The following is a 22,024-nucleotide window of genomic DNA, read 5'->3' as shown; positions in this document are numbered from 1 at the left end:
TTGAAGATCACTTATTTATAGGCGCTTTGACTTCAGCCAGCCAGGCAGATGGTAACCAGCGCAGATCCTCTGGCCGGTCAATATCCGCTAGCTGTCCCAAAACCTTACATTGCCAGCCTAACTTGGAAAAAGCCAGCTGGGTTTGCGCACTGACTTTTTCGGTACTCCAATCAATCTGCCGAAACAATGAAGGATCAAACGCCTGCAACCCCAGCAGGGTATAACCGCCATCCAGTGCTTCAAACATCACTGCACGCTGGGTCTGTAACGCTGCTATCGCCTGGTTCAAGCGCTGGTGGGTTAAACCCGGACAGTCCGTACCAATCAGAATGACCTGCTCCCCCTGATGCAATACACGTTGAACGGCCCCTGCCATACGCTCACCCAGATCACCGCTTCCTTGTGCACTCAATCTGACACCCTCGGGAAGACTAACCCCATCCCAGGCAGGATCGTTAACACTGGGGGATGCACAGAGTTCCACGCTATCCGCCTGACTTTGTAAGGCTTCTTTAACAGTCGAGTTGAGCAGATAACCCGCTAGCCGGGCGGCGCCTTCAGCCCCCAGCGCTGGAATCAAACGGGTTTTGACCTGACCTGGCCGTGGGGCTTTGGCAAAAATCACGATACGTGTGTTCATCGATATAACCTGGCCAGTTGCTCGGCGGGCACACCGCGCCAGTAGGCAAAGCGTAGCCGCCACATCAGCAGTATTGTGCGCCAAACGCCCTGCTGTTCCCAGCGCCGCCCGGACGTCTGCACCTTGGCTTTGAGACAGACAGGACGAGCCTGTTGCTTCAAGCGCCGACTGATCTCAATGTCTTCCATTAAGGGTTGCTGTGGAAAACCACCTACCCGATTAAACAGGTCACGGCGGATAAACACTGCCTGATCCCCGGTAGCCATTCCGGTCAGCCGGGAGCGTAGATTCATCATCCAGCTCACACACTTGAGCATTGGGTGCTGACCTTCAATGCTGACATCAAATCGTCCCCATTGACCGCTCTGATCTTTGCTCAACGCGGTACAGATCAGGGCCGGAGCCTGATCCGGCAGACGGGTATCGACATGTAAGAATAACAACCGCTCGGTAGTCGCCAGACCGGCTCCCAGATTCATTTGTTTGGCCCGCCCAGGGGCTGAGTGCACTACACGCATTCCTGTGGCACTTAGCTGTGCTACTGAATCATCCCGACTGCCACCATCGACAAAGATCAATTCACAGCCTTGCTGACTCAACTGCTGTAGCCGTGGCAGCTCACGCCCAATCGTCTCTGACTCATTCAGGATAGGCACAATAATCGAAATATCGGCAGGCTTATTCATTAAATTCCCTGATAAATGTGCTATCCAACCAGTGCTTCCATTTAAGCACCCAAGCCCCCTGAGCCGTTAAAGGCCCCCAGGAAAGCAGCGCCTTGCCATCAGCGGTATTTAGCAGGTACAGACTGACCGGACGGGGCTTATAGGGTTTCAGTGTTTGTGCCTTAGCGGCGGCCAGCAGATTATGGCACAACACCCCACCCGCTTTAACGGCATGGACACCGGATTTGTCCAGCGGTTTGTCCACGCGACTGGCGACATCACCAACGGCAAACACTTCAGGGTGTGACAGGCTTTGCTGGCAGGCATTCACCGCAATAAAACCATCTTTGGCCAGAGACACACCTGCTGGCTTTAACCAGTCGGGGGCGCGTGCACCCGTTGTAGCAATCAGCAGATCCACCCTCAGTTGTTTGTCGCCCACCTCTAGCCTGCCCGGCTCGATCGCACGGGCACGCGAGGCGATCACCTCAATACCCTTATGCTGGAGCAACTGCCGCAGTCGACGCTTCACCGCGTTTGCATGCCCGGCTAATACGCCACACTTCCCAGTGATTAATAGAGTATCTGCACACAAACTGCGCGTTTGCAATGCCTGCTGCACCGCCATGGCGATTTCAGCACCCGCCGCACCACCGCCCACCACAGCCACTGTCGCTGTATCACCTGGAGCATAGGCATCAAACAGCTGCTGACAGCGTTGATAAAAGTGGTCCAGCGGCTTGATGGGTAACAACACATCGCCTACCGCCTGCAGTTCGCCAAGCTGTGTTTCACTGCCGGTATTGACCGACAGCAAGTCATAACTCAGTGATCGGCCATCGCTAAGGTCCAGCAAGCGCTGCGGCGCATCCCAGTGCTCTACGGCGGCTATAATCAGTGACACACCGGCACGTCGGGCTATACTGGCCAAATCCACACGGCAATCCTGCAACGCATAATCACCGGCCAGCAACCCAGGCAGCATGCCTGAATAGTATTGCCAGGGAGATGGCGACACCAACAGCACTTCTAATTCAGCGGGCTTATGCTCAATTAAATGTTTAAGTACCCGCAAATGAGCATGACCACCCCCGAGTAGGATAAGGCGTTTTGGCACGGCAACTCCTATGGCCCTGTTTTCGTTGATTCTATTTACACTTAAGTCGGATTCAACTGGGTTTCCTTACACAGCTGGTGTAAGTTTTAACACTTGGCTTCGACTCAGTCTAAGTATCTGCCTCAAACCCCTTGTGCAGACTTGATGACGCACGCAGTGTATTAGGATAACAGTATGACAGACATAAAAATCGGCATTCTTGGCGGTAGTGGCTTGTACGATATGCCAGACCTTGAAGATCGTCAGGAACACCAGCTCAGCACCCCGTATGGTGCTCCTTCAGACAGCCTAGTGAGTGGCCGGATACAGGGCATCCCGGTGGTTTTTCTGGCACGCCACGGACGAGGGCACCGGCTACTGCCGGGCGAAGTCCCCTATCAGGCCAATATTTATGCGATGAAACAGCTGGGCGTGCGCTACCTGATCTCCTTTTCAGCAGTAGGCTCCCTGAGTGAGGAGATTGCACCGCTGGATATGGTACTGCCGGATCAATATATCGATATGACCCGGCAACGACCGAATAGTTTTTTTGGCGCCGGAGCCGTGGCCCATGTCGCCCTGTCTCAACCCGTCTGCCCCGCCCTGACCAGCCTGCTCGCCGATGCCGTGCAGCAACTGCAAGGCGACGATGCGGTCAAACTGCACCAGCATAAAACCTATATCTGTATAGAAGGGCCACAGTTCTCTACCCAGGCAGAATCTCACTGGTACCGAAGTATGGGGGCGGGGATTATCGGTATGACCAACATGCCGGAAGCGCGTCTGGCGCGGGAAGCACAAATAGCCTATGCCTCCTTGGGTATGGTGACAGACTATGACTGCTGGCACCCTAAAGAGCCCCATGTCAGTGCTGATTATGCCATCGGCAATCTGATGAAAAATGCACAGACAGCACAAAAAATTGCCCTGGCCGCGATTAAACAGCTGGCACAAACCTGGCCGGAATCTATTGCCCACAGTGCATTGGCCAGCGGTCTGGTGACACCGCTGGAGGCGATGGATAGTGCAACCTGTGAGCGGATCAGCCTGTTGTTAAAATAACCGCCATCCAACTGTTAGGATAGCGCACCACCGCAACTGCTACCCTGTCCGGCGGTACAGCCATAACAATGGTCTGCCACTTTGATTGGCAGGCCTTTCAGGTCCAGATCCAGGTAATCACGTAAATGCCGGGGCTCAACTGAGCTGCCGGCATGCAATTTAAGCTGCTGGTTAAAATCGCAATCATACACCTGCCCTAAGTAATCCATTGACAGGGTATTGCGACACATCAGATCAGGTAGCGTTGCGGCGTTGAAGTTATCCTTCAATAGCTGCATATAGCTGTCGAACTGACCCTTACTGATCAGGGTACTGCCAAAGCGCTGAATCGGCATATTCGCCAGGGTAAACAGCTGATTAAACTCTATGCCGAAATGCACCTTCAACTCGCGCTTATAAGCCGCTTGCAGATCAACCTGCGAGGGCGGCAAAGCCGGACCCAAAGGGTTATACACCAGATTCAACGTCAGGCCGGTGCCGTCTACGCCATAGCCCAATGCATTTAGCTGCTTTAGCCCGGCAATACTGGCATCGAAGACCCCATCTCCGCGCTGCGCGTTAACATTGTCGGCTGAATAGCAGGGCAAGGAGGCGACAATATCGACCTGCTGCTCAGCCAAAAAGGCCGCCATGCTCTCAAAACCAGGTTCGGACAAGATAGTGAGATTACAACGATCAATCACCGTTACACCGCGCTGACGCGCCTGTCTGACCAGCCACTGAAACCGTGGATGCAGTTCAGGTGCACCGCCAGTAATATCCAGCGTATGTATCTCCGGGTGTTGATCGAGCATTTGCAGTAGCAGCTCCAATGCCTCATCGCTCATCATTTCAGTGCGTTTGGGACTGGAGGCAACATGACAGTGAAAGCAGGATTGGTTGCACTTGAGGGTAATATTCGCCTGCAGTACAGCCAATCCTTCACGCTCTAGCGGACGAAAATCTGTTGCTATCAATAGTGGCAGAGTATCTTTCATAACCTTATCCTGAATCGTGTGTTGCAGTGACTGGTTAACCCCCTAGTCGTAACAGGATTGGATTCCTTACACTCTGCCCACTGATTTATGCCTGATGAAGTTCCAGGGCGGTTTTTTGCTCATCACTAAGGGGTAACGCTTTAGCAGCGGCAAAATCATAGCGTACCATCACAGCTTCACCTTTGGCACCAAGCACACCCTGCTGCCAGGCTTCCTGATGTACGCTGAAGGAGCTGCTACCGATGCGGCTGACTGTAGTACGAATTTCGACATCCTTGCCATAAAACAGTTCACCCACAAAATCCACCTCAATGCGTGCCAGTATCAGTTGCCATTTTTTCATATCCAGATCGGGAGTGAAAATTCGAAAGAGTTCGTTCCTGGCCCCTTCAAACCACTGCGGCACACGGGTGTTATTGATATGCCCCAGACCATCGGTATCGTAAAAAGCGGGCGTGATTGTCTGTGTAAACATGGATAATTCCTTAAATAGGTGCCTTGAATAATCAGTTTGTTAACCAAGGTCGGAGTATATCACGACATGCTAAAGAAACACCGAGACGGGCAAATAACAGATACAGCCCGGCCAACTTACGATGCAAAAATAGCGCATCGACGGGAGGAGAATGCCAGTAGCCTTCACGCATACTCAACGCCATACCCTGATCTTTTATGCGCCGCGCCAGATCTGTGGCTGCAAAGTCATACCTATCCGAACGCAAGGGCTCCAAGGCTAACTCGAAGAGTGCCAGCACCGCTTGTTGCTGCGAAGCAGTGACCTGCTCACTAAAATAGCCGATCTGCGTAGCTGCCTCCAATAACTGCTGACGATCCTGGTTTAGCCCGGCATGAAAAAGCTGACGGTAGGCCATTACAAGTGCAGGGGAATAAAGACGTGTAGCACCAAAATCCAGCAATACCAGTTGGCCGTTATCAGGGTCATAGAGGAAGTTGGCAAAATTGGGATCTGTCTGAACGCGACCGAACTCGAACAGCTCACGAAACAGCAGCTGCAATAACAGCCCGGCACAGCGATTACGCTCCGCTAGTGAATAAGCCGTCAGAGACTCAACTGCAACACCCTGCTCAAATGACATCACCAGCAGGTTTTCACTGCAAAGTTCCGTATAGCATTGCGGTACTCGGAAACTAGGATCATCCGCCAGCAGCGCTTTATAGGCCTGCAGGTGTTGTGCTTCCAGATGATAGTCTGCCTCCGCATGCAACTGAGCTTTGGCTTCGTCAATCAACTCATCCGCAATGACGCCAGCGGGTAGCAGCCGGGACATTTTCAGCAGGGTAATGACATTATCCACATCTGAATCGATGCTCTGACGTATGCCAGGATACTGTATTTTCAGCGCCAGGGCCTGACCCTGATGATCCAGCGCTTTATGTACCTGCCCGATAGATGCCGCCGCAACCGGAGTGAAGCCAAACTGACTGAAATGTGACTGCCAATCCTCACCCATAGAGGTTTCCATGATTGTCGCCAGTTGCAGCATGGGCATGGGGTTTGCGCCAGCACGCAATACCGATAACAGCTCAGACAGTTCAGGAGGAAGCAGGTCACCGGCATCCATTGACAACAGTTGCCCAATTTTCATCGCTGCACCACGCAGGTGTGAAAGCTTATCGGCTACTCGGCGAACATTAGCCGGTGTCATCAGCAAATCACGGGAAGATGGACGTTTACCCGAGGCCATCTGGCGGGCGCCCTCTGCCAACATACCGCCCGCCAGGCGCGTTGCCAGACCGCCCATGTGTGCCATGCGTGAGATTCGCCCTGCCGGTACCGCTCGTTGGTGTGTTTTTGTCACGGCCTGCTCCTTTTCACTGCGGTACGTGCAACAGGGCGTTTCAGCTCACATTTCGAAGCGAAGAGTGATTAGAAAATATCGTTAGGGGTCAGCCGCTCGCCTTCGGTATCACCCTCAGGTCGAGTCTGGATAGGCACCGCTTGCTCGTCCTGACCGCGCTCAATGATGATTTCCACGCGACGATTTCGGGCACGGTTTGCCTCAGAGTCATTCGGTACACGCGCCCTGCTTGAAGCATGACCTGAAACAGTAAAGCGGGATTCATTCACGCGCCGGTCGGCAAACAGCTCGTGGGCAACAGCCAGCGCACGCGCGGCTGAAAGATCCCAGTTCGAAGCGAACTCCTGTCCTGTATAAGGGATGGAATCGGTATGGCCTTCTATTGCCACGGCTCCCGGTATGGTGATCAATACGTCCCTGATTTTTGCCAATACTGGAATATAGTCATCCTCGACATAAGCTGAACCCCGCGCAAACGAGCCCTGCTCTCTCAGGCGGATAATCACTTTAGTGCCATCTGTTTCGATCTCAACGGCACCTTCGCCTATCTCGGTGGTGAGCGCCATGGAGAAGGTTATAGCATCCTGCCGTGCTTGCTCTAGCTGTTCTTGTTGCTGCTGTTGATCTACCGCAGACTCGCGATCATGCACCACAGCTTCGCCTTCCATTGAGCGCACATCCAAGGTATGCAACTCGACAACAGTGGTCATCTGACGCACTTCATTCAATGGGGTCGGTTCAGGACGGCCTGGGCTGAACTCCTGCGCAATGATTGACGTACCTTTGGGAATATCCTCAACCTTAATCTGCGCTTGCACGCCAAAGGCTTCACGCATAGATCCGGCCAACTGCTTAAACCGCAGCACATCCATTTCTGAAAAGGACAGCAAGAGTACAAAGAAACACATCAGCAGCGACATCAGGTCGCCAAAGGTAGCCAACCAGGCAGGCAAACCAGGCTTACAGGGTTTACAGTTGCATTCTTCCTCGGCACTCATAAACGCTTATCCTTCAGCTTTCTCAGCATTGGCAAAACGTTTTTTCTCCGGTAGGTAATTACGCAGCATCTGATCAATGACCCGTGGGTTTTGTCCAGCTTGAATAGCCAGCAGACCATCGATGATCAGTGAGTTATTAAGTGCCTCCTGATCGCGACGCAGATTCAGTTTGTCAGATATTGGGATACAAAGCATATTAGCCATCACTGCACCGTACAGCGTGGTCAGCAACGCAACGGCCATTGCCGGACCTATGGCTTTAGGGTCATCCATATTGGATAGCATCGCCACCAGGCCGATCAAGGTTCCAATCATCCCCATAGCGGGACCCACATCCCCCAACGCGGCAAAGATTCTGGCACCAAAATCATGGCGATCATAGGTCAGTCTGGCTTCTTTATTGAGCAACTGCTTTACCACCTCAGGATCATGCCCATCCACCAGCAGTTGAATACCACGCTGCATAAAATCACTGGAAACCTGCTTATCCTCCAGTGACAAGAGCCCACCTTTACGTGCGGCATCAGCCATGTCGACTGTTTCAGCGATAATATCTTCAGGATTAACAGCCTTGAACATGAATGCCTTAGCGGCGACTTTACCTGCCGCCAGAAATTGCGCCAGGGTAAACTTGATCAGTACCACAAACAAACTACCACCAAATACAATCAACATAGAAGGTGGGTTAATAAAGATCCCTAAATCCCCTCCCAAGACCATCGCCATGATGACGATCGCGAAGGCGCCGATAATACCTACGATTGTTGCTATATCCACGAACAGACCTCAAAGTACGGCAGCTAAGCCTTTATCTCACTGCTTTTCGTGCTGATAATAGCAGATTTATACACTTGTTCACCCGATATTTCAGTATTTCCTGTTAAACTCGGATTGACCCGATGACCCAGGTTGGGTAAGTTGCAGCGTTATTTCACAAAGGTTGACTCCCATGTCTGATACCGACGACAAGCACAGTTTTGAAACTTCAATGCAACGCCTGGAAGCCCTGGTCAGCCAGATGGAAGAAGGCAAACTCAGCATTGAAGAATCCTTGCAGGCCTTTGAAGAAGGTATACGCCTGACCCGCCAGTGCCAACAGACACTTGAACAGGCCGAACAGAAAGTAAAATTGCTGACTGAAGAAGCCGGTGAGATTAAAGCAGTTCCTTTTGAATCCCATGAGAGTAACTCTTGAAGCTTGAGCAACAACTGAAAGCGCTGGCATTACGTAACCAGCAGGTGCTGCAAGACTGCCTGGCACATCAGGACAGCATTCACCCACCACTACAACAAGCGATGCTCTACAGTCTGCTTAATGGCGGTAAACGCATCCGACCGGTACTGGTGTATCTGGCCTGCGACTTCTGTGGCGGTAGCGCCGAGCAGGCTGACTTGCCTGCAGCAGCTATAGAGATGGTGCACAGCTATTCACTGGTGCATGACGACCTGCCGGCCATGGATAACGATGAATTGCGCCGGGGCAAACCTACTTGCCATATTGCCTTCGATGAAGCCACGGCCATACTCGCTGGTGATGCGCTGCTGACCAGCGCCTTCGAACTCCTCAGCCAGCCAGGAGACAGATATCAACCGGCACAGCAACTGGCAATGATACAGTGTTTGAGCCGTGCCGCTGGCGAGCGTGGCATGGTGCAAGGGCAAGCCTTCGACCTCAGCCATGTCGGCAAACCCTTATCCCTGGAAGCCCTGCAACAGATGCATGCGCTAAAAACCGGTGCACTGATTACCGCAGCACTGGAACTCGGGGCACTGGCCGCAAATAGCAAAAAACCCGAACAACTCACTGCTCTACGACAGTTTGGTCAGCATATAGGCTTGGCTTTTCAAGTTAAAGACGACCTGTTGGATATCGAAGCCGATACTGACACCCTCGGCAAGCCCAGTGGCTCTGACCTGGCACGCAACAAGCCTACCTATCCGGCCCTACTCGGACTGGAACCCTGTAAAGCGCTCTTAGAGCAGTTGTTACATCAGGCAGAAGCCGCCCTAAAGCCACTTGGTGCTGACAGGGCCAGGCCGTTGCTGCAACTGGCTGATTATATTGTACGACGTAGCTACTAATGCTGGATAAACTGCCCGATACGCCACCCACGACCCCTTTACTGGACCAGATTCAGTCACCGGCTGATCTGCGCCGCTTGTCTAGTGAACAACTGCCGGTATTGGCAGAAGAATTACGTCACTGGCTACTTTACAGTGTGGGGCAAACTGGCGGACATTTTGGTGCAGGCTTAGGGGTCACCGAACTGACTATCGCACTGCACTACCTGCTCAACACCCCGGAAGACAGCTTGATCTGGGATGTGGGGCATCAATGCTACCCACATAAAATCCTTACCGGTCGCAAACAGCAAATGCTGAGCATGCGCCAGCAAGCTGGCCTGGCACCCTTTCCCAAACGCGATGAAAGCCTTTACGACTGTTTTGGTACCGGACATTCAAGCACCTCCATCAGTGCCGCTCTGGGAATGGCCTTAGCCGCTCGACTGCAACAACAGCCGCATAAAAGTGTAGCGGTTATAGGTGATGGTGCGATGACAGCTGGCATGGCCTTTGAAGCGCTGAATCATGCCGGACACACAGGTGCTGATCTACTGGTTATTCTAAATGACAATGACATGTCGATCTCCCGCAACGAAGGCGGGTTGGCAACCTACCTGGCCAATAACCTGCGCAACCGTCTGGCTGGAGCCACAACTGCCGCGCTGTTTGAAGCGCTGGCCTTTGAATACACAGGACCTGTTGATGGTCACGATTTTGAGCAACTACTGCCAGCACTTCAACAAGCACTGAATCGGTCAGGGCCGCAGTTTTTGCATATCATCACTCGCAAGGGCAAGGGCTATGCGCCAGCTGAAGCCGACCCGGTCGGATTTCATGCCATCACTAAAATTGAACCCTTGCATCAGCCACCGACTGGTCGGCGTCTGCGTTATTGCAACGTGTTCGGACAATGGCTGGTCGACAAAGCCGCCGTAGATAACCGCCTCTGTGCCATTACACCAGCCATGCGCGAAGGCTCTGATCTGATCGCTTTTTCGCAGCAGCATCCGGACCGTTACTTCGATGTTGCCATCGCCGAACAGCATGCGCTGACCCTGGCTGGCGGTCTGGCCATAGGTGGCATGAAACCGGTGGTCGCTATTTATTCTACTTTTCTTCAACGTGGCTATGATCAACTGATACACGATATTGCCATACAAAAACTGGATGTTGTATTGGCTATCGACCGCGCCGGGCTAGTCGGTGAAGATGGCGCTACCCATGCCGGTTGCTTTGATATCGCCTTTTTACGCTGTTTACCCGGATTACAGATACTGACGCCCTCTTGTCATGCCGAACTGCAACGCATGCTGGACTATGCCTACGACACGCCCGGCCCGGTAGCCGTGCGCTACCCCAGAGGCAGTGAAACGGTCCAGCTCAATGACCTGGCCGCGCCAGTAGCCTTACCGAGAGCCCAGCTACTGCGACAGGGCAAGCAAACTCTGCTGCTTAATTTTGGCCCACTGCTGAATCACGCCCTGCGTGTTGCCGAAACGCTCAACCTGACACTGGTCGATATGCGCTGCGTCAAACCGCTGGATACCCAGCAACTGGCCAGTCTGGCAGACACTCATCAGTTAATTGTCACACTGGAAGATCACGCCATTGCAGGCGGAGCGGGAACGGCGGTCAGTGAGTGGTTACATACCGAGAGGCGCAATAATCCTTTGCTGATGCTGGGCATCCCGGATCGTTGGATAGAGCATGCCAGCCGTGATGAACAACTGGCTCTGTGTGGATTAGATAGTGAAGGGATACAGGCGGCGATAGAGAAACGTTTAACGCATCAGTCCTGATCGCGGAAGTGCTCATCCTGCATCATGTGCCCGAGCTTGCCCATCTTGGTCTGCAAATAACCTTCATTATGAAAGTTTTTGCCCACCTGTAGCGGCACTCGCTCAGCCACAGTAACACCAGCGGCTTCCAGGGCCTTCACTTTGCGCGGGTTATTGGTCATCAGACGCACCGTGTTGATGCCCAAGTGTTTCAGCATCGGCAAGCAGATACTGTAATCGCGCATATCGGCAGCAAACCCCAGTTGCTCATTCGCTTCAACGGTATCGGCACCCTGATCCTGCAAATGATACGCCTTGATTTTGTTCAGCAGGCCAATACCCCGACCTTCCTGACGTAAATACAGTAGTACACCACGACCTTCTTCAGAGATACGGCGCAAGGCTTCCTGTAGCTGAAAACCACAGTCACAGCGCAGACTGAACAAGGAGTCACCGGTCAGACACTCAGAGTGCATGCGCGCCAGCACCGGCGTATCACCGCTAACATCGCCACACACCAGAGCAACATGCTCTTTACCGGTAGCCGTATCTTCAAACCCCACCATGGTAAAAGTGCCCCAAGGGGTCGGTAGCTTGGAATCCGCAACAAACTCAACAGACAAGATCAGTACCTGTTAGTAGAAAAAATAAAGTAAACACTGAATGATCACCAGCGCATAAACGCCAGCAATCACATCGTCCAGCATAATGCCCATACCGCCACTGACACGCCTATCCACCCAGCCAATCGGCCAAGGCTTCCAGATATCAAACAGACGGAACAGGGCAAAACCCAGCAACACCCAGAACCAGTGTAGCGGTACAGCAAACAAAGCAATCCAGAGACCGACAAACTCATCCCAGACAATACCACCGTGATCATGCACGCCGATATCGGCTGAGGTCTGATCACACAACCAGACACCGATGACAAAGGCTACGATCAGTGCCAGCAAATAAGCATCGGTCGACAAGGGGGCCAGAAACAGCCATAACGGAACTGCGGCCAGGGTTCCAAACGTTCCTGGAGCCACGGGCGCGGCACCACTGCCGAAGCCAAAAGCAGCAAAGTGTACCGGATTGCTCCAAACAGAAGCAGGCGTTTTTTCAGTCATGCGTTCTCCTGAAATGATCATAACCACCCTGACGTACTTGGTTGGCAGGTACTGGCTGGCCATCCTCCAGCAGACACAGGGTTGGCGCTGCAATAATGCGACCGATAGCGGTGAGTGGAATGTCTAGATTGGCCGCCAGTGACTGCGCCTGTGCCCAGTGAGCCGCTGGTAAAGTCAGGCATAACTCAAAATCTTCACCACCAGTCAAAGCCCAGTCGCGCAAGCGCTGCTGATCCTGACTGAAATTTTTCAATGCCGCTGATAACGGCAGTGCTGTGAGCTCCAGCTCCGCGCCCAACTGACTGGCTTGCAGAAGATGCCCCAGATCAGCCATCAGGCCATCCGAGATATCGATAGCACAGTGCGCCAGGGGCGCCAGTTGCTGCGCTAACTGCAAACGCGGTTCAGGACGATAGAAACGTTGTCTCAACCAGTCAAGATCAGCCATCGCCGCTTTTTGTGGATGTAACAAGCTTTCTAACCCAGCCCGACTATCACCCAGTGTGCCGGTGACGGCAATAATGTCATCAACCTGTGCGCCCTTGCGCTGCAAGGCCAGGTCCGGCTGAACCGACCCCTGCACAGTTAGCGTCAGTGACAGGGGTCCACGGGTTGTGTCGCCGCCTACCAGAATGATGCCCAACTCAGCAGAACGCTGCGCCAACGCCAGGGCAAAGGCTTCCATCCAGCTTTCTGATACATCGGGCAGAGTTAGTGCCAGGGTATACCAAAGCGGTCTGGCACCCATAGCCGCCAGATCACTCACCGCCGCACCTAGCGCCCGCTGCGCAATCAGGTCCGCCGGGGTATCAGCGAGAAAGTGGGTGCCCGCTACCATGGTATCCACCGACACCACCAGCAACTCGCCCAGCGGCAGTTGCAGCAAGGCGGCATCGTCACCGATCCCCAGCCTCACCGCACTGGAGGTTGGTTGATTACGAGCGAAGTAACGCTGGATCAGCTCAAATTCGCCCATTAACGCCCACGTTTTGCCATAACTTCAGCGGCACGTACTTTATGTGCCAGCTTGTCCAGCACACCATTCACGTAACGGTGGCTTTCTGTGGCGCCAAAGATTTTTGCCAGCTCAACACTTTCATTGATGGCCACCCGATAGGGTACTTCAAGGCGTTCAATCAATTCATAAGCGCCGATTCTGAGCACTGCCAGTTCCACCGGGTCCAGGTCGTCCACTGAACGATCCAGGAACAGCGAATAGGCATCATCCAGGGCTCTGGCTCTGGCCGTTACGCCACGCAACAGCTCACCGAACAGGGCAACATCGGTATCCGCCATGTCATTATTGACGCGAAACTGCGCTTCAATTTCATTCACTGGCTGCGCCGCCATCTGCCATTGATACAGCGCTTGCAGGGTATAACTCCGCGCATTGCGGCGCATTTCGGTGCGCGACAGCTTACGTTTTTTTTCTGGGCCGGGTGTATCAGTCATTTCTATCAAGCCTCTAGGCGACGCATCAGGCTGACCATTTCCAGCGCTGACATGGCTGCTTCCGCACCCTTGTTGCCCGCTTTGGTACCGGAACGCTCGACCGCCTGTTCAATACTATTGACCGTCAGAATGCCATTGGCAACCGGAAGATCGAAGTCCATCATCACCTGTGCTATGCCTTTGGAGCTTTCGGCAGACACATATTCAAAATGGGGTGTACCGCCACGAATGACCGCACCCAGTGCGATAATGGCGTCATCACACTTCTGACCGGCAATTTTCTTCACCGCCAGAGGGATCTCAAAGGCACCAGGTACACGAATAATACGAATGTTATCGTCACTGACACCATGGCGTTTCAGGGTATCCAGCGCGCCCTCAAGCAGGCTTTCAACAACAAACGCATTGAAGCGACCGACAACGATCGCATATTTTCCATCGGCGCTGACAAAGTCGCCTTCATAGGTTTTTACTGACATAAGTAAGTTTCCGTTATTCGTCCTGGTAGGGAATATATTCTTCAATTTCCAGATCAAAGCCAGAAATCGCATTAAATTTCATCGGTGCACTCATCAAGCGCATTTTTCCGACACCCAGATCCCGCAGAATCTGTGAACCGGTGCCAACCGTCAGATAAGCACCTGACGCACTGACATTGACTTTAGAGCGCGCTTGACTGCCGTTGAGTATCTGATCGACGGCATCACCCAGATCGATACGGTGGCCACCATCAAGTAACAAGACTACGCCCTTATCTTCTTCGGACACACGACGTAAGGCACGACGCATGGTCCACTTTTTCTCTTCACTGGTGATCGCGCCCACCACATCGCGCAACACTTCGGAACGGATATGCACACGTACCAGGGTTGGATCGTCAGCCTGAATATCACCTTTAATCAAAGCCAGGTGCGTACAGTTTTTGATCTCGTCCCGGTAGGTAACATAGCGGAAGGTACCGTATTCAGTAGGCAACTCACCTTCCGCTTCACGGCTGATGGTATGTTCGTTCAGTGTGCGGTAATGGATCAGATCGGCAATAGTACCGATTTTAAGTCCATGGCGGGCCGCAAACTTTTCCAGATCCGCACGACGCGCCATACTGCCATCATCATTCATCACCTCAACGATGGCTGATGCCGGAATCAGTCCAGCCAAACGCGGCAGGTCACAACCCGCTTCCGTATGACCCGCTCGACTTAGCACACCACCGGGCTGCGCCATCAATGGAAAAATATGCCCAGGTTGAACGATATCTTCAGGCCTGGCATCGGCTTTGACGGCGGTACGCACGGTATGGGCACGATCAGCCGCTGAAATACCAGTCGTTACACCACTGGCCGCTTCGATAGACAGGGTGAAGTTGGTAGAAAACTGGGCACCATTACTTCTGACCATCAATGGCAGCTTAAGTTGTTCACAGTGCTCACGCGTCAGCGTCAGACAGATCAAACCGCGGGCATGGGTAGCCATAAAGTTGATATCTTCAGCACGGACTTTTTCCGCCGCGATAACCAGATCACCTTCGTTCTCACGGTCTTCATCATCCATCAGGATAACCATTTTACCCTGGCGGATATCTTCAATCAGTTCTTCGGGGCTATTCAGCTCCATGGTTTACTCTCCGGATACTTATCTGCGACTCATAAAACCGTATTCTGCCAACTTTTCCAGGCTGACACCTTCGCTGATGCTGGGCTGTGCATAACCCTCACTGGTTACTGAACCGGTGAGTAAGCGCTCCAGATAGCGCGCAATTAAATCCACTTCCAGATGTACCTGTCGGCCGCTCTGGTAGTGTTCCATAATGGTTTCCTGCGCGGTGTGCGGGACGATATTCAGCTCAAAGCTATCGCCCTTCACCGCATTCACTGTCAGGCTGACACCATCAACAGTAATGGAGCCCTTATGGGCAATGTAACGGCTCAGCTCAGCCGGTGCCTTCAAGGTGAAACGTATCGAGCGGGCATCATCATGACGCTCAACCACTTCACCCAGGCCATCTACATGACCACTGACCAGATGCCCACCCAGACGACTGGTCGGCATCAGCGCTTTTTCCAGATTCACCGGCTCGCCAACTTTCAACGACTCAAAGCGGGTATGCGCCAGGGTTTCGCGTGACACATCGGCGACAAAACCATCACCGGGTAACTGTACCGCTGTCAGACACACACCATTGACCGCAATACTATCGCCCAGTTTAACATCACTGAGCGCGAGTTTCCCGGTGCGCAAGGTCAACTGCATATCGCCATCTTTCATGTGGATATCAGCGACTTCACCGACGGCTTCAATTATACCTGTAAACATTTCAGCTCTCCGTTACTGGCTGCAGAGTCATACGTATATCCTGTCCAAACTGGCGCAGATCGGTCATGTGCAGACGCCGCTGTTGTGACATCTGGGTTAACGGCAGGTCAATCAATGGGCGAGCATCACTGCCAAGCAAGGTCGGCGCCATATAAATTACCATTTCATCGACCCGTTGCTGCGCCACAAAGCTGCCAGCCAGTCGGGCACCCGTTTCTACCAATACTTCATTACACTGATGTGCCTGCGCCAGATGCCTCAGCAGCGCTTCAAGATCAAGTTGCCCGTCACGCAGTGACAAGGGCAGTAGCTCGACACCTAAATCCTGCAGTGCTTTGAGCTTACTGGTGTCAGCCATTTCAGTCGTTACGATCATCACCGGACCCTCTGTAGCCAGAAGTTTGGCTGACAAGGGTATACGCAATTGCGAGTCCAATACCACACGTAACGGCTGGCATAGCAGACCCTCTTCGCCCAGCAGGCTGAGATCACGCACAGTCAGTTGCGGATCATCCAGCAGTACCGACTCGATACCACTGATAATAGCGGAACTACGTGCACGCAAGCGCTGTACATCAGCACGCGCCTCAGGCCCGGTGATCCACTGAGACTCACCACTTTGCATGGCGGTACGGCCATCCAGACTCATCGCCAACTTTATCCGCACAAAGGGCAGGCCTGACTGCATACGGGTAATAAAGCCCGGATTGATCAGTTGGGCCTGAGCTTCCATCAGGCCACTGGTAACGTCGATGCCCGCTTGCTGCAACCGCTGCAAGCCCTGCCCCGCCACCAGCGGGTTCGGATCCTGCATGGCAACGACGACACGACTTACACCGGCGGCGATCAGCGCATCAGCACAGGGTGGTGTACGGCCAAAGTGACTACAGGGCTCCAGAGTGACATAAGCCGTTGCCCCTTGCGCCTGACTGCCAGCCTGGAGTAGCGCCAAGGGTTCAGCATGCGGCTGACCGGCACGCTGATGCCAGGCTTCACCAACAATTTGACCATCACGCACCAACACACAACCGACACGCGGGTTGGGATGAGTGCTGTACAGACCACGAGCAGCCAATTGCAGGGCACGCGCCATAAACTGATGATCGTCAGCAGACGCCATTACTCGTCCCCACCGGGGTTTTTAGTTAAAGACAACCGGTCGATTTCCTGGCGGAATTCATTGATATCCTGAAAACTGCGATAGACGGAGGCAAAGCGAACATAGGCCACCTGATCCAGTTGATGCAGGGCTTCCATGACCGCTTCACCGACTTCACGAGAGGGGAGCTCGCGCTCACCCGTTGCACGCAGGCGATGTTTGATACGGGTCAGACAGGCTTCGAACTCTTCTACACTGACCGGCCGCTTTTCCAGCGCTCGCTGAATACCGGCACGCAGTTTGTCTTCATCGAAAGGTTGGCGGGTGCCATCATTCTTGACCACCTTGGGCATCAGCAGCTCGGCCACTTCAAAGGTGGAGAAACGCTCATGGCAACTGATGCATTCACGTCGACGCCGTATCTGCTGCCCCTCGGCTACAAGCCGGGAGTCAACAACCTTGGTTTCATGTTCGCCACAAAATGGACAATGCATCAGTTGCCTCGGAACCTAAAGAGCGTTAAGCCTGGCTCCCGCATTGCGGAGCCAGAGTTGATTACTTATAAACAGGGAAACGGGCACAAATGGCTTTAACCTGTGCCTTCACCTGCTCGATAACGGCTTCGTTATTGATATCGTCAAGAATATCACAGATCCAGCCAGCCAGTTGCTCCACTTCGGCTTCTTTAAAACCACGACGGGTCACGGCCGGTGTACCGATACGCAGACCTGAGGTGACAAACGGAGAGCGCGGATCATTCGGTACCGAGTTTTTGTTCACAGTAATATACGCGCGACCCAGGGCGGCATCCGCATCCTTACCGGTAATGTCCTTACGGATCAGATCCACCAGGAACAGGTGATCTTCGGTGCCACCGGAAACGATATCTATACCGCGATCCAGGAAGACTTTGACCATCGCCTGGGCATTTTTGACCACCTGCGCCTGATACGCTTTCCACTCAGGCTCCATGGCTTCTTTGAAGCAAACAGCCTTGGCAGCAATAACATGCATCAACGGACCGCCCTGAGATTCGGGGAAGACCGCAAAGTTAAGCTTTTTCTGCAACTCTTCATCAGCACGCGCTGACAAAATCAAACCGCCACGCGGGCCACCCAGGGTTTTGTGGGTAGTGGTGGTAACAACATCGGCCAATTCTATTGGAGACGGATAAACACCGGCCGCTACCAGGCCAGCAATGTGTGCCATATCAACAAACAAATAGGCACCGACCTTGTCGGCGATATCACGGAAGCGCTGCCAATCAACAATGCGTGAATAGGCAGAGAAGCCTGCAATAATCATGCGTGGCTTGTGCTCAAGCGCCAGCGCTTCAACCTGATCATAGTCGATCTCGCCAGTGGCTTCGTTCAGGCCATACTGTACGGCATTGTAGATGCGACCAGAAAAGGACACAGAGGCACCGTGAGTCAGGTGGCCACCGTGTGCCAGACTCATACCCAGGATGGTATCACCCGGCTTGCACAGTGCCATAAACACGGCGGCGTTTGCCTGTGAACCGGAATGCGGCTGTACGTTAGCATAGCTGGCACCAAACAAAGCTTTAGCCCGATCGATCGCCAGATCTTCAACGATATCAACGTACTCACAACCACCGTAATAACGCTTGGAAGGATAGCCTTCAGCATACTTGTTGGTCAGTTCAGAGCCTTGTGCCTGCATGACACGCGGACTGGTATAGTTTTCTGATGCGATCAGTTCGATATGCTCCTCCTGACGAGTCGCTTCTGACTGCATGGCAGACCACAGTTCCGGATCAAAACCGGCAATAGACATAGTTTTGCTGAACATGACTTTCCTCTGTATTTAACCGAGCAGGCGCGGAAATCCGGACACCTCGAAAAAAGGAGCACATTATAGTACAAAGCCACCCCATAACGCACATGAAAGCGCATCATGCCTAGTTGAATTTCCTTATTGTCGCTCAGCCACCGAGTTGCTGTTTGTCATTCGCATTCGTTGACTCACACGGGTAGAATTTAGCTATCATTTCCCGTATCTCATTTTTCGACGGATGCATTGCATGGCTCAATACGTATACAGCATGAACCGCGTTGGCAAAATCGTGCCACCCAAACGCGAAATTCTAAAAGATATTTCACTGTCGTTTTTCCCTGGTGCCAAGATCGGCGTACTCGGCCTGAATGGTTCCGGTAAATCCTCACTGCTGAAAATCATGGCCGGCCTTGATCAGGAATATATCGGCGAAGCCCAGCCTATGCCCGGCATTAAGGTGGGTTACCTGCCACAGGAACCTGAGCTGGATGACAGCAAGACCGTGCGTGAAGTGGTTGAAGAAGCCGTCGCCGATGTCAAAGATGCACTGGCTGGGCTGGATGCCGTCTATGCGGCCTACGCGGATCCTGATGCTGACTTTGATGAACTGGCCAAAAAACAGGCCGAACTGGAAAACCTGATTCAGGCCAAAGACGGTCACAACCTCGACAACGCCCTGGAGCGCGCCGCCGACGCCCTGCGCCTGCCCCCCTGGGATACACAAGTTGCGGTACTCTCCGGTGGTGAGCGCCGCCGCGTGGCCCTGTGCCGTCTGCTGCTGGATCACCCGGACATGCTGCTGCTGGACGAGCCTACTAACCATCTGGATGCTGAATCTATCGCCTGGATCGAACGCTTCCTGCAGGAATATCCCGGCACAGTGGTAGCCATCACCCATGACCGCTACTTCCTGGATAACGCCGCTGGCTGGATTCTGGAGCTGGACCGTGGCCGTGGTATCCCTTACGAGGGCAACTACTCCTCCTGGCTCGAACAGAAAGACCAACGCCTTGCCGCCGAAGCCAAGCAGGAAGCCTCACATCGCAAAGCGATTCAGGCTGAGCTGGAATGGGTACGCCAGGGTGCCAAAGGGCGACAGGCCAAGTCCAAATCGCGCATCAAGCAGTTTGAAGAGATGAACTCCCGCGAGTTCCAGCAGCGCAATGAAACCCAGGAAATCTACATTCCACCTGGACCGCGCCTGGGCGACAAAGTCATTGAGCTACACAACGTCACCAAATCCTATGATGACAAGCTGTTATTTGAAAACGTCAGCCTGTCGATTCCACCGGGTGCCATCGTTGGCATCATCGGACCGAACGGTGCGGGTAAATCCACGCTGTTCCGCATGATCAGTGGCGAGGAACAACCTGATTCTGGTGAGATTGAAATCGGCAGCACGGTGAAGCTGTCCTATGTTAACCAGTCACGTGAACTGGAAGGCAACAAAACCGTGTTTGAAGAGATCTCCGGCGGACAGGATATTATTACGGTTGGCACCTATCAGACTCCGGCGCGAGCCTATTGTGGTCGCTTTAACTTTAAGGGCGCTGATCAGCAGAAGTTCGTCAAGGATCTGTCCGGTGGTGAGCGAAACCGCCTGCATATGGCCAAGCTGCTGAAAGAGGGCGGCAACGTGCTGCTACTGGATGAGCCCACCAACGATCTGGACGTGGAAACCCTGCGCGCCCTGGAAGAAGCCATTCTGGCTTTCCCCGGCTCAGCCGTGGTGATCTCGCATGACCGCTGGTTCCTCGATCGCGTGTGTACGCACATGATCGCCTACGAAGGGGACTCTACCGTGGCCTTCTTTGAAGGCAACTACACGGAGTATGCTGAAGACTACCGCAAGCGCCACGGCAAGGATCACCAGCCGGAGCGCATCAAGTACAAGCGGATGCATTAATCCGCCAGTTTAAACTGATCCCGGCCGCTGTCCTTGGCTTTATACAGAGCCTCGTCGGCGCGCCGGATCAACTCAGACTGAGTCTCACCTTTTTTCAATACAGCAATCCCTATACTGGTGGTAAAGCCGACCTTCTCACCACTGGGTACCTGGACACTGACCTCACGGCACGTTTTGCCGATAGATTCAGCTACAACCGAAGCCTCAGCGGCACTCATCCCCGGCAACACCATCAAGAATTCCTCACCGCCAAAACGACCGGCCAGATCCAGTTTTTTGCGCGTATGCTTTTTCAAGATACCGGCAAAATATTTAAGCACGATATCACCGGCGGCATGACCGTAGGTATCGTTAAAGCCCTTAAACTTATCCAGATCGAACAGCAGAACAGCCAGCGGTTTCCCGGCATCCTTTGATAAGGCCATATCGGTATCCAACTGTTCAAGAATCAGGCGCCGGTTAGCCAGCCCGGTCAGCGCATCACGGGTAGCCTGCCGATAGAGTACCAACAGCATATTCAACTGATTCACCGCGGCCCAACCGGCAACCACCGCCAGCACCAACAACAACCAAAGATTATTGATTGCAGACACATCACCCAAATTGCCCCTGGAAAGCTGTGTCACCAGCTCGACCAGCAGCAGCAACAAGGTCAACCCCAGCACTTCCACGATAGCCAAGGGGAAAATTGCCATCATGCTGATAATCATGAACGGGAAAAACTGATAACCGGCCACACTCTGCTCATGACCGTGAATAATCAACAACGCCGTACTGAAGGTGTGAAACGCTGTCAGCACCAGAAACAACAGCAATTGACGCAGTAATGCCAAGCGAGGACTGTAGGGGCGCTGTCCCCAACAGAATAATCCAAGAAAGAATAGGCTGCTCAGCACGCGCGCTATGGCGATCGGCAGTTGCACATCAGCCGGTAATAAATAGTGATCAACCAGAATCCAGGCACTTTGAAGAACTGCCAGAATCAGTGCAATAACCCGCACGCGGCGATAGGTATAGAAGCTACGCGTATGTTGAAAATAGTGCGTATGGCCCCGAGCTGAAAACAACTCAAGAATCGGATACATCAATTCACCCCTTTCCCATCCAGTGGCAGCAGACAGCGCCAGATAGTATGTGTTAATTTATCAGAAGGATAACTGACTCTTAAGTCAGACTCCATAAACAAAGCAAGTGATTAACGCTGTTGTGCAAGTTTTGCTAAAATGGAATCAATCTCCTGCC

The 22,024-nt window shown here is 53.1% G+C and carries 24 protein-coding genes; 5 read left to right on the top strand and 19 right to left on the bottom strand.

Annotation, left to right across the window (positions count from 1 at the left end; genetic code table 11):
* Nucleotides 1–7: 7 nt before the first annotated feature.
* The 3 genes from ACN0R1_RS11875 to ACN0R1_RS11865 are packed head-to-tail and all read right to left on the bottom strand — an operon-like array spanning nucleotide 8 to nucleotide 2,422.
* Complete coding sequence (locus ACN0R1_RS11875; protein WP_417583091.1) at nucleotides 8–640, bottom strand: TIGR04282 family arsenosugar biosynthesis glycosyltransferase; 633 nt, start codon at nucleotides 638–640, stop codon at nucleotides 8–10.
* Complete coding sequence (locus tag ACN0R1_RS11870; protein WP_417583089.1) at nucleotides 637–1,326, bottom strand: TIGR04283 family arsenosugar biosynthesis glycosyltransferase; 690 nt, start codon at nucleotides 1,324–1,326, stop codon at nucleotides 637–639. Before ACN0R1_RS11870 ends, ACN0R1_RS11875 begins: the two co-directional genes overlap by 4 nt.
* Nucleotides 1,319–2,422, bottom strand: coding sequence for an FAD-dependent oxidoreductase (locus tag ACN0R1_RS11865; RefSeq protein WP_417583087.1), 1,104 nt, complete (start codon nucleotides 2,420–2,422; stop codon nucleotides 1,319–1,321). The genes ACN0R1_RS11870 and ACN0R1_RS11865 overlap by 8 nt, the downstream gene beginning before the upstream one ends.
* 174 nt (nucleotides 2,423–2,596) lie before the next feature.
* On the opposite strand from ACN0R1_RS11865, the gene mtnP reads away from it, so the two are divergent.
* Nucleotides 2,597–3,463, top strand: coding sequence for an S-methyl-5'-thioadenosine phosphorylase (gene mtnP, locus ACN0R1_RS11860; protein ID WP_417583085.1), 867 nt, complete (start codon nucleotides 2,597–2,599; stop codon nucleotides 3,461–3,463).
* Nucleotides 3,464–3,477: 14 nt separating this feature from the next.
* Here mtnP and arsS read toward each other — a convergent pair whose 3' ends face one another.
* The 5 genes from arsS to pomA form a co-directional block, all read right to left on the bottom strand.
* Nucleotides 3,478–4,440 (bottom strand): arsenosugar biosynthesis radical SAM (seleno)protein ArsS, encoded by a 963-nt coding sequence (arsS, locus tag ACN0R1_RS11855; RefSeq protein WP_417583083.1) that lies wholly within the window; start codon nucleotides 4,438–4,440, stop codon nucleotides 3,478–3,480.
* Between the two features lie 85 nt (nucleotides 4,441–4,525).
* Nucleotides 4,526–4,915 (bottom strand): acyl-CoA thioesterase, encoded by a 390-nt coding sequence (locus ACN0R1_RS11850; protein ID WP_417583081.1) that lies wholly within the window; start codon nucleotides 4,913–4,915, stop codon nucleotides 4,526–4,528.
* Nucleotides 4,916–4,946: 31 nt separating this feature from the next.
* A complete protein-coding gene (locus tag ACN0R1_RS11845) occupies nucleotides 4,947–6,260 on the bottom strand; it encodes an ABC1 kinase family protein (protein ID WP_417583079.1) in 1,314 nt (437 codons plus the stop codon).
* A gap of 68 nt (nucleotides 6,261–6,328) precedes the next feature.
* Entirely contained in the window at nucleotides 6,329–7,258 is a 930-nt protein-coding gene (locus ACN0R1_RS11840) for a flagellar motor protein MotB (RefSeq protein WP_417583077.1), read from the bottom strand.
* A gap of 6 nt (nucleotides 7,259–7,264) precedes the next feature.
* Nucleotides 7,265–8,035, bottom strand: a complete 771-nt coding sequence (gene pomA / locus ACN0R1_RS11835; RefSeq protein ID WP_417583075.1) for a flagellar motor protein PomA — start codon at nucleotides 8,033–8,035, stop codon at nucleotides 7,265–7,267.
* A gap of 172 nt (nucleotides 8,036–8,207) precedes the next feature.
* Between pomA and ACN0R1_RS11830 the strand changes: the two genes are divergently transcribed.
* Genes ACN0R1_RS11830 through ACN0R1_RS11820 form a run of 3 tightly spaced genes read left to right on the top strand, consistent with a single transcriptional unit; the run spans nucleotide 8,208 to nucleotide 11,121 of the window.
* Nucleotides 8,208–8,453 carry an exodeoxyribonuclease VII small subunit gene (locus tag ACN0R1_RS11830; protein ID WP_417583073.1) on the top strand — a complete coding sequence of 82 codons (246 nt, stop codon included), beginning with the start codon at nucleotides 8,208–8,210 and terminating at the stop codon, nucleotides 8,451–8,453.
* Nucleotides 8,450–9,340: a polyprenyl synthetase family protein gene (locus ACN0R1_RS11825; protein WP_417583071.1), complete on the top strand. Its 891-nt coding sequence runs from the start codon at nucleotides 8,450–8,452 to the stop codon at nucleotides 9,338–9,340. Before ACN0R1_RS11830 ends, ACN0R1_RS11825 begins: the two co-directional genes overlap by 4 nt.
* On the top strand, nucleotides 9,340–11,121 hold the full coding sequence (locus ACN0R1_RS11820) for a 1-deoxy-D-xylulose-5-phosphate synthase (protein ID WP_417583069.1): 1,782 nt from the start codon (nucleotides 9,340–9,342) through the stop codon (nucleotides 11,119–11,121). Before ACN0R1_RS11825 ends, ACN0R1_RS11820 begins: the two co-directional genes overlap by 1 nt.
* On the opposite strand, the gene ribA is transcribed toward ACN0R1_RS11820, so the two are convergent.
* From ribA to glyA, 10 genes are all read right to left on the bottom strand, one after another.
* Complete coding sequence (gene ribA / locus ACN0R1_RS11815; RefSeq protein ID WP_417583067.1) at nucleotides 11,112–11,723, bottom strand: GTP cyclohydrolase II; 612 nt, start codon at nucleotides 11,721–11,723, stop codon at nucleotides 11,112–11,114. The two genes, ACN0R1_RS11820 and ribA, sit on opposite strands and share 10 nt — an antisense overlap.
* Before the next feature lie 12 nt (nucleotides 11,724–11,735).
* Complete coding sequence (locus ACN0R1_RS11810) at nucleotides 11,736–12,215, bottom strand: phosphatidylglycerophosphatase A (protein ID WP_417583065.1); 480 nt, start codon at nucleotides 12,213–12,215, stop codon at nucleotides 11,736–11,738.
* Nucleotides 12,208–13,191, bottom strand: a complete 984-nt coding sequence (gene thiL / locus ACN0R1_RS11805) for a thiamine-phosphate kinase (RefSeq protein WP_417583064.1) — start codon at nucleotides 13,189–13,191, stop codon at nucleotides 12,208–12,210. Before thiL ends, ACN0R1_RS11810 begins: the two co-directional genes overlap by 8 nt.
* Nucleotides 13,191–13,667, bottom strand: coding sequence for a transcription antitermination factor NusB (gene nusB, locus ACN0R1_RS11800; protein WP_417583063.1), 477 nt, complete (start codon nucleotides 13,665–13,667; stop codon nucleotides 13,191–13,193). Before nusB ends, thiL begins: the two co-directional genes overlap by 1 nt.
* A 5-nt stretch (nucleotides 13,668–13,672) precedes the next feature.
* A complete protein-coding gene (ribE, locus tag ACN0R1_RS11795; protein WP_151053333.1) occupies nucleotides 13,673–14,146 on the bottom strand; it encodes a 6,7-dimethyl-8-ribityllumazine synthase in 474 nt (157 codons plus the stop codon).
* 13 nt (nucleotides 14,147–14,159) lie between these two features.
* Nucleotides 14,160–15,281, bottom strand: coding sequence for a bifunctional 3,4-dihydroxy-2-butanone-4-phosphate synthase/GTP cyclohydrolase II (ribBA, locus tag ACN0R1_RS11790; protein WP_417583062.1), 1,122 nt, complete (start codon nucleotides 15,279–15,281; stop codon nucleotides 14,160–14,162).
* Nucleotides 15,282–15,299: 18 nt separating this feature from the next.
* On the bottom strand, nucleotides 15,300–15,980 hold the full coding sequence (locus ACN0R1_RS11785) for a riboflavin synthase (RefSeq protein WP_417583060.1): 681 nt from the start codon (nucleotides 15,978–15,980) through the stop codon (nucleotides 15,300–15,302).
* Between the two features lies 1 nt (nucleotide 15,981).
* Nucleotides 15,982–17,100, bottom strand: coding sequence for a bifunctional diaminohydroxyphosphoribosylaminopyrimidine deaminase/5-amino-6-(5-phosphoribosylamino)uracil reductase RibD (gene ribD / locus ACN0R1_RS11780; RefSeq protein ID WP_417583058.1), 1,119 nt, complete (start codon nucleotides 17,098–17,100; stop codon nucleotides 15,982–15,984).
* Nucleotides 17,100–17,573, bottom strand: a complete 474-nt coding sequence (gene nrdR, locus ACN0R1_RS11775; RefSeq protein WP_417583056.1) for a transcriptional regulator NrdR — start codon at nucleotides 17,571–17,573, stop codon at nucleotides 17,100–17,102. The genes ribD and nrdR overlap by 1 nt, the downstream gene beginning before the upstream one ends.
* A gap of 61 nt (nucleotides 17,574–17,634) precedes the next feature.
* A complete protein-coding gene (gene glyA, locus ACN0R1_RS11770; protein ID WP_417583054.1) occupies nucleotides 17,635–18,891 on the bottom strand; it encodes a serine hydroxymethyltransferase in 1,257 nt (418 codons plus the stop codon).
* A gap of 232 nt (nucleotides 18,892–19,123) precedes the next feature.
* Between glyA and ettA the strand changes: the two genes are divergently transcribed.
* Nucleotides 19,124–20,782 carry an energy-dependent translational throttle protein EttA gene (gene ettA, locus ACN0R1_RS11765; protein WP_417583052.1) on the top strand — a complete coding sequence of 553 codons (1,659 nt, stop codon included), beginning with the start codon at nucleotides 19,124–19,126 and terminating at the stop codon, nucleotides 20,780–20,782.
* Here ettA and ACN0R1_RS11760 read toward each other — a convergent pair.
* Nucleotides 20,779–21,867 (bottom strand): GGDEF domain-containing protein, encoded by a 1,089-nt coding sequence (locus tag ACN0R1_RS11760; protein ID WP_417583050.1) that lies wholly within the window; start codon nucleotides 21,865–21,867, stop codon nucleotides 20,779–20,781. The two genes, ettA and ACN0R1_RS11760, sit on opposite strands and share 4 nt — an antisense overlap.
* Nucleotides 21,868–22,024 lie beyond the last annotated feature (157 nt).

Origin of the sequence: Nitrincola sp. (genome assembly GCF_048264025.1) — a bacterium.
Lineage (GTDB): Bacteria > Pseudomonadota > Gammaproteobacteria > Pseudomonadales > Balneatricaceae > Nitrincola.
This window is presented reverse-complemented; position numbering and strand designations above follow the sequence as displayed.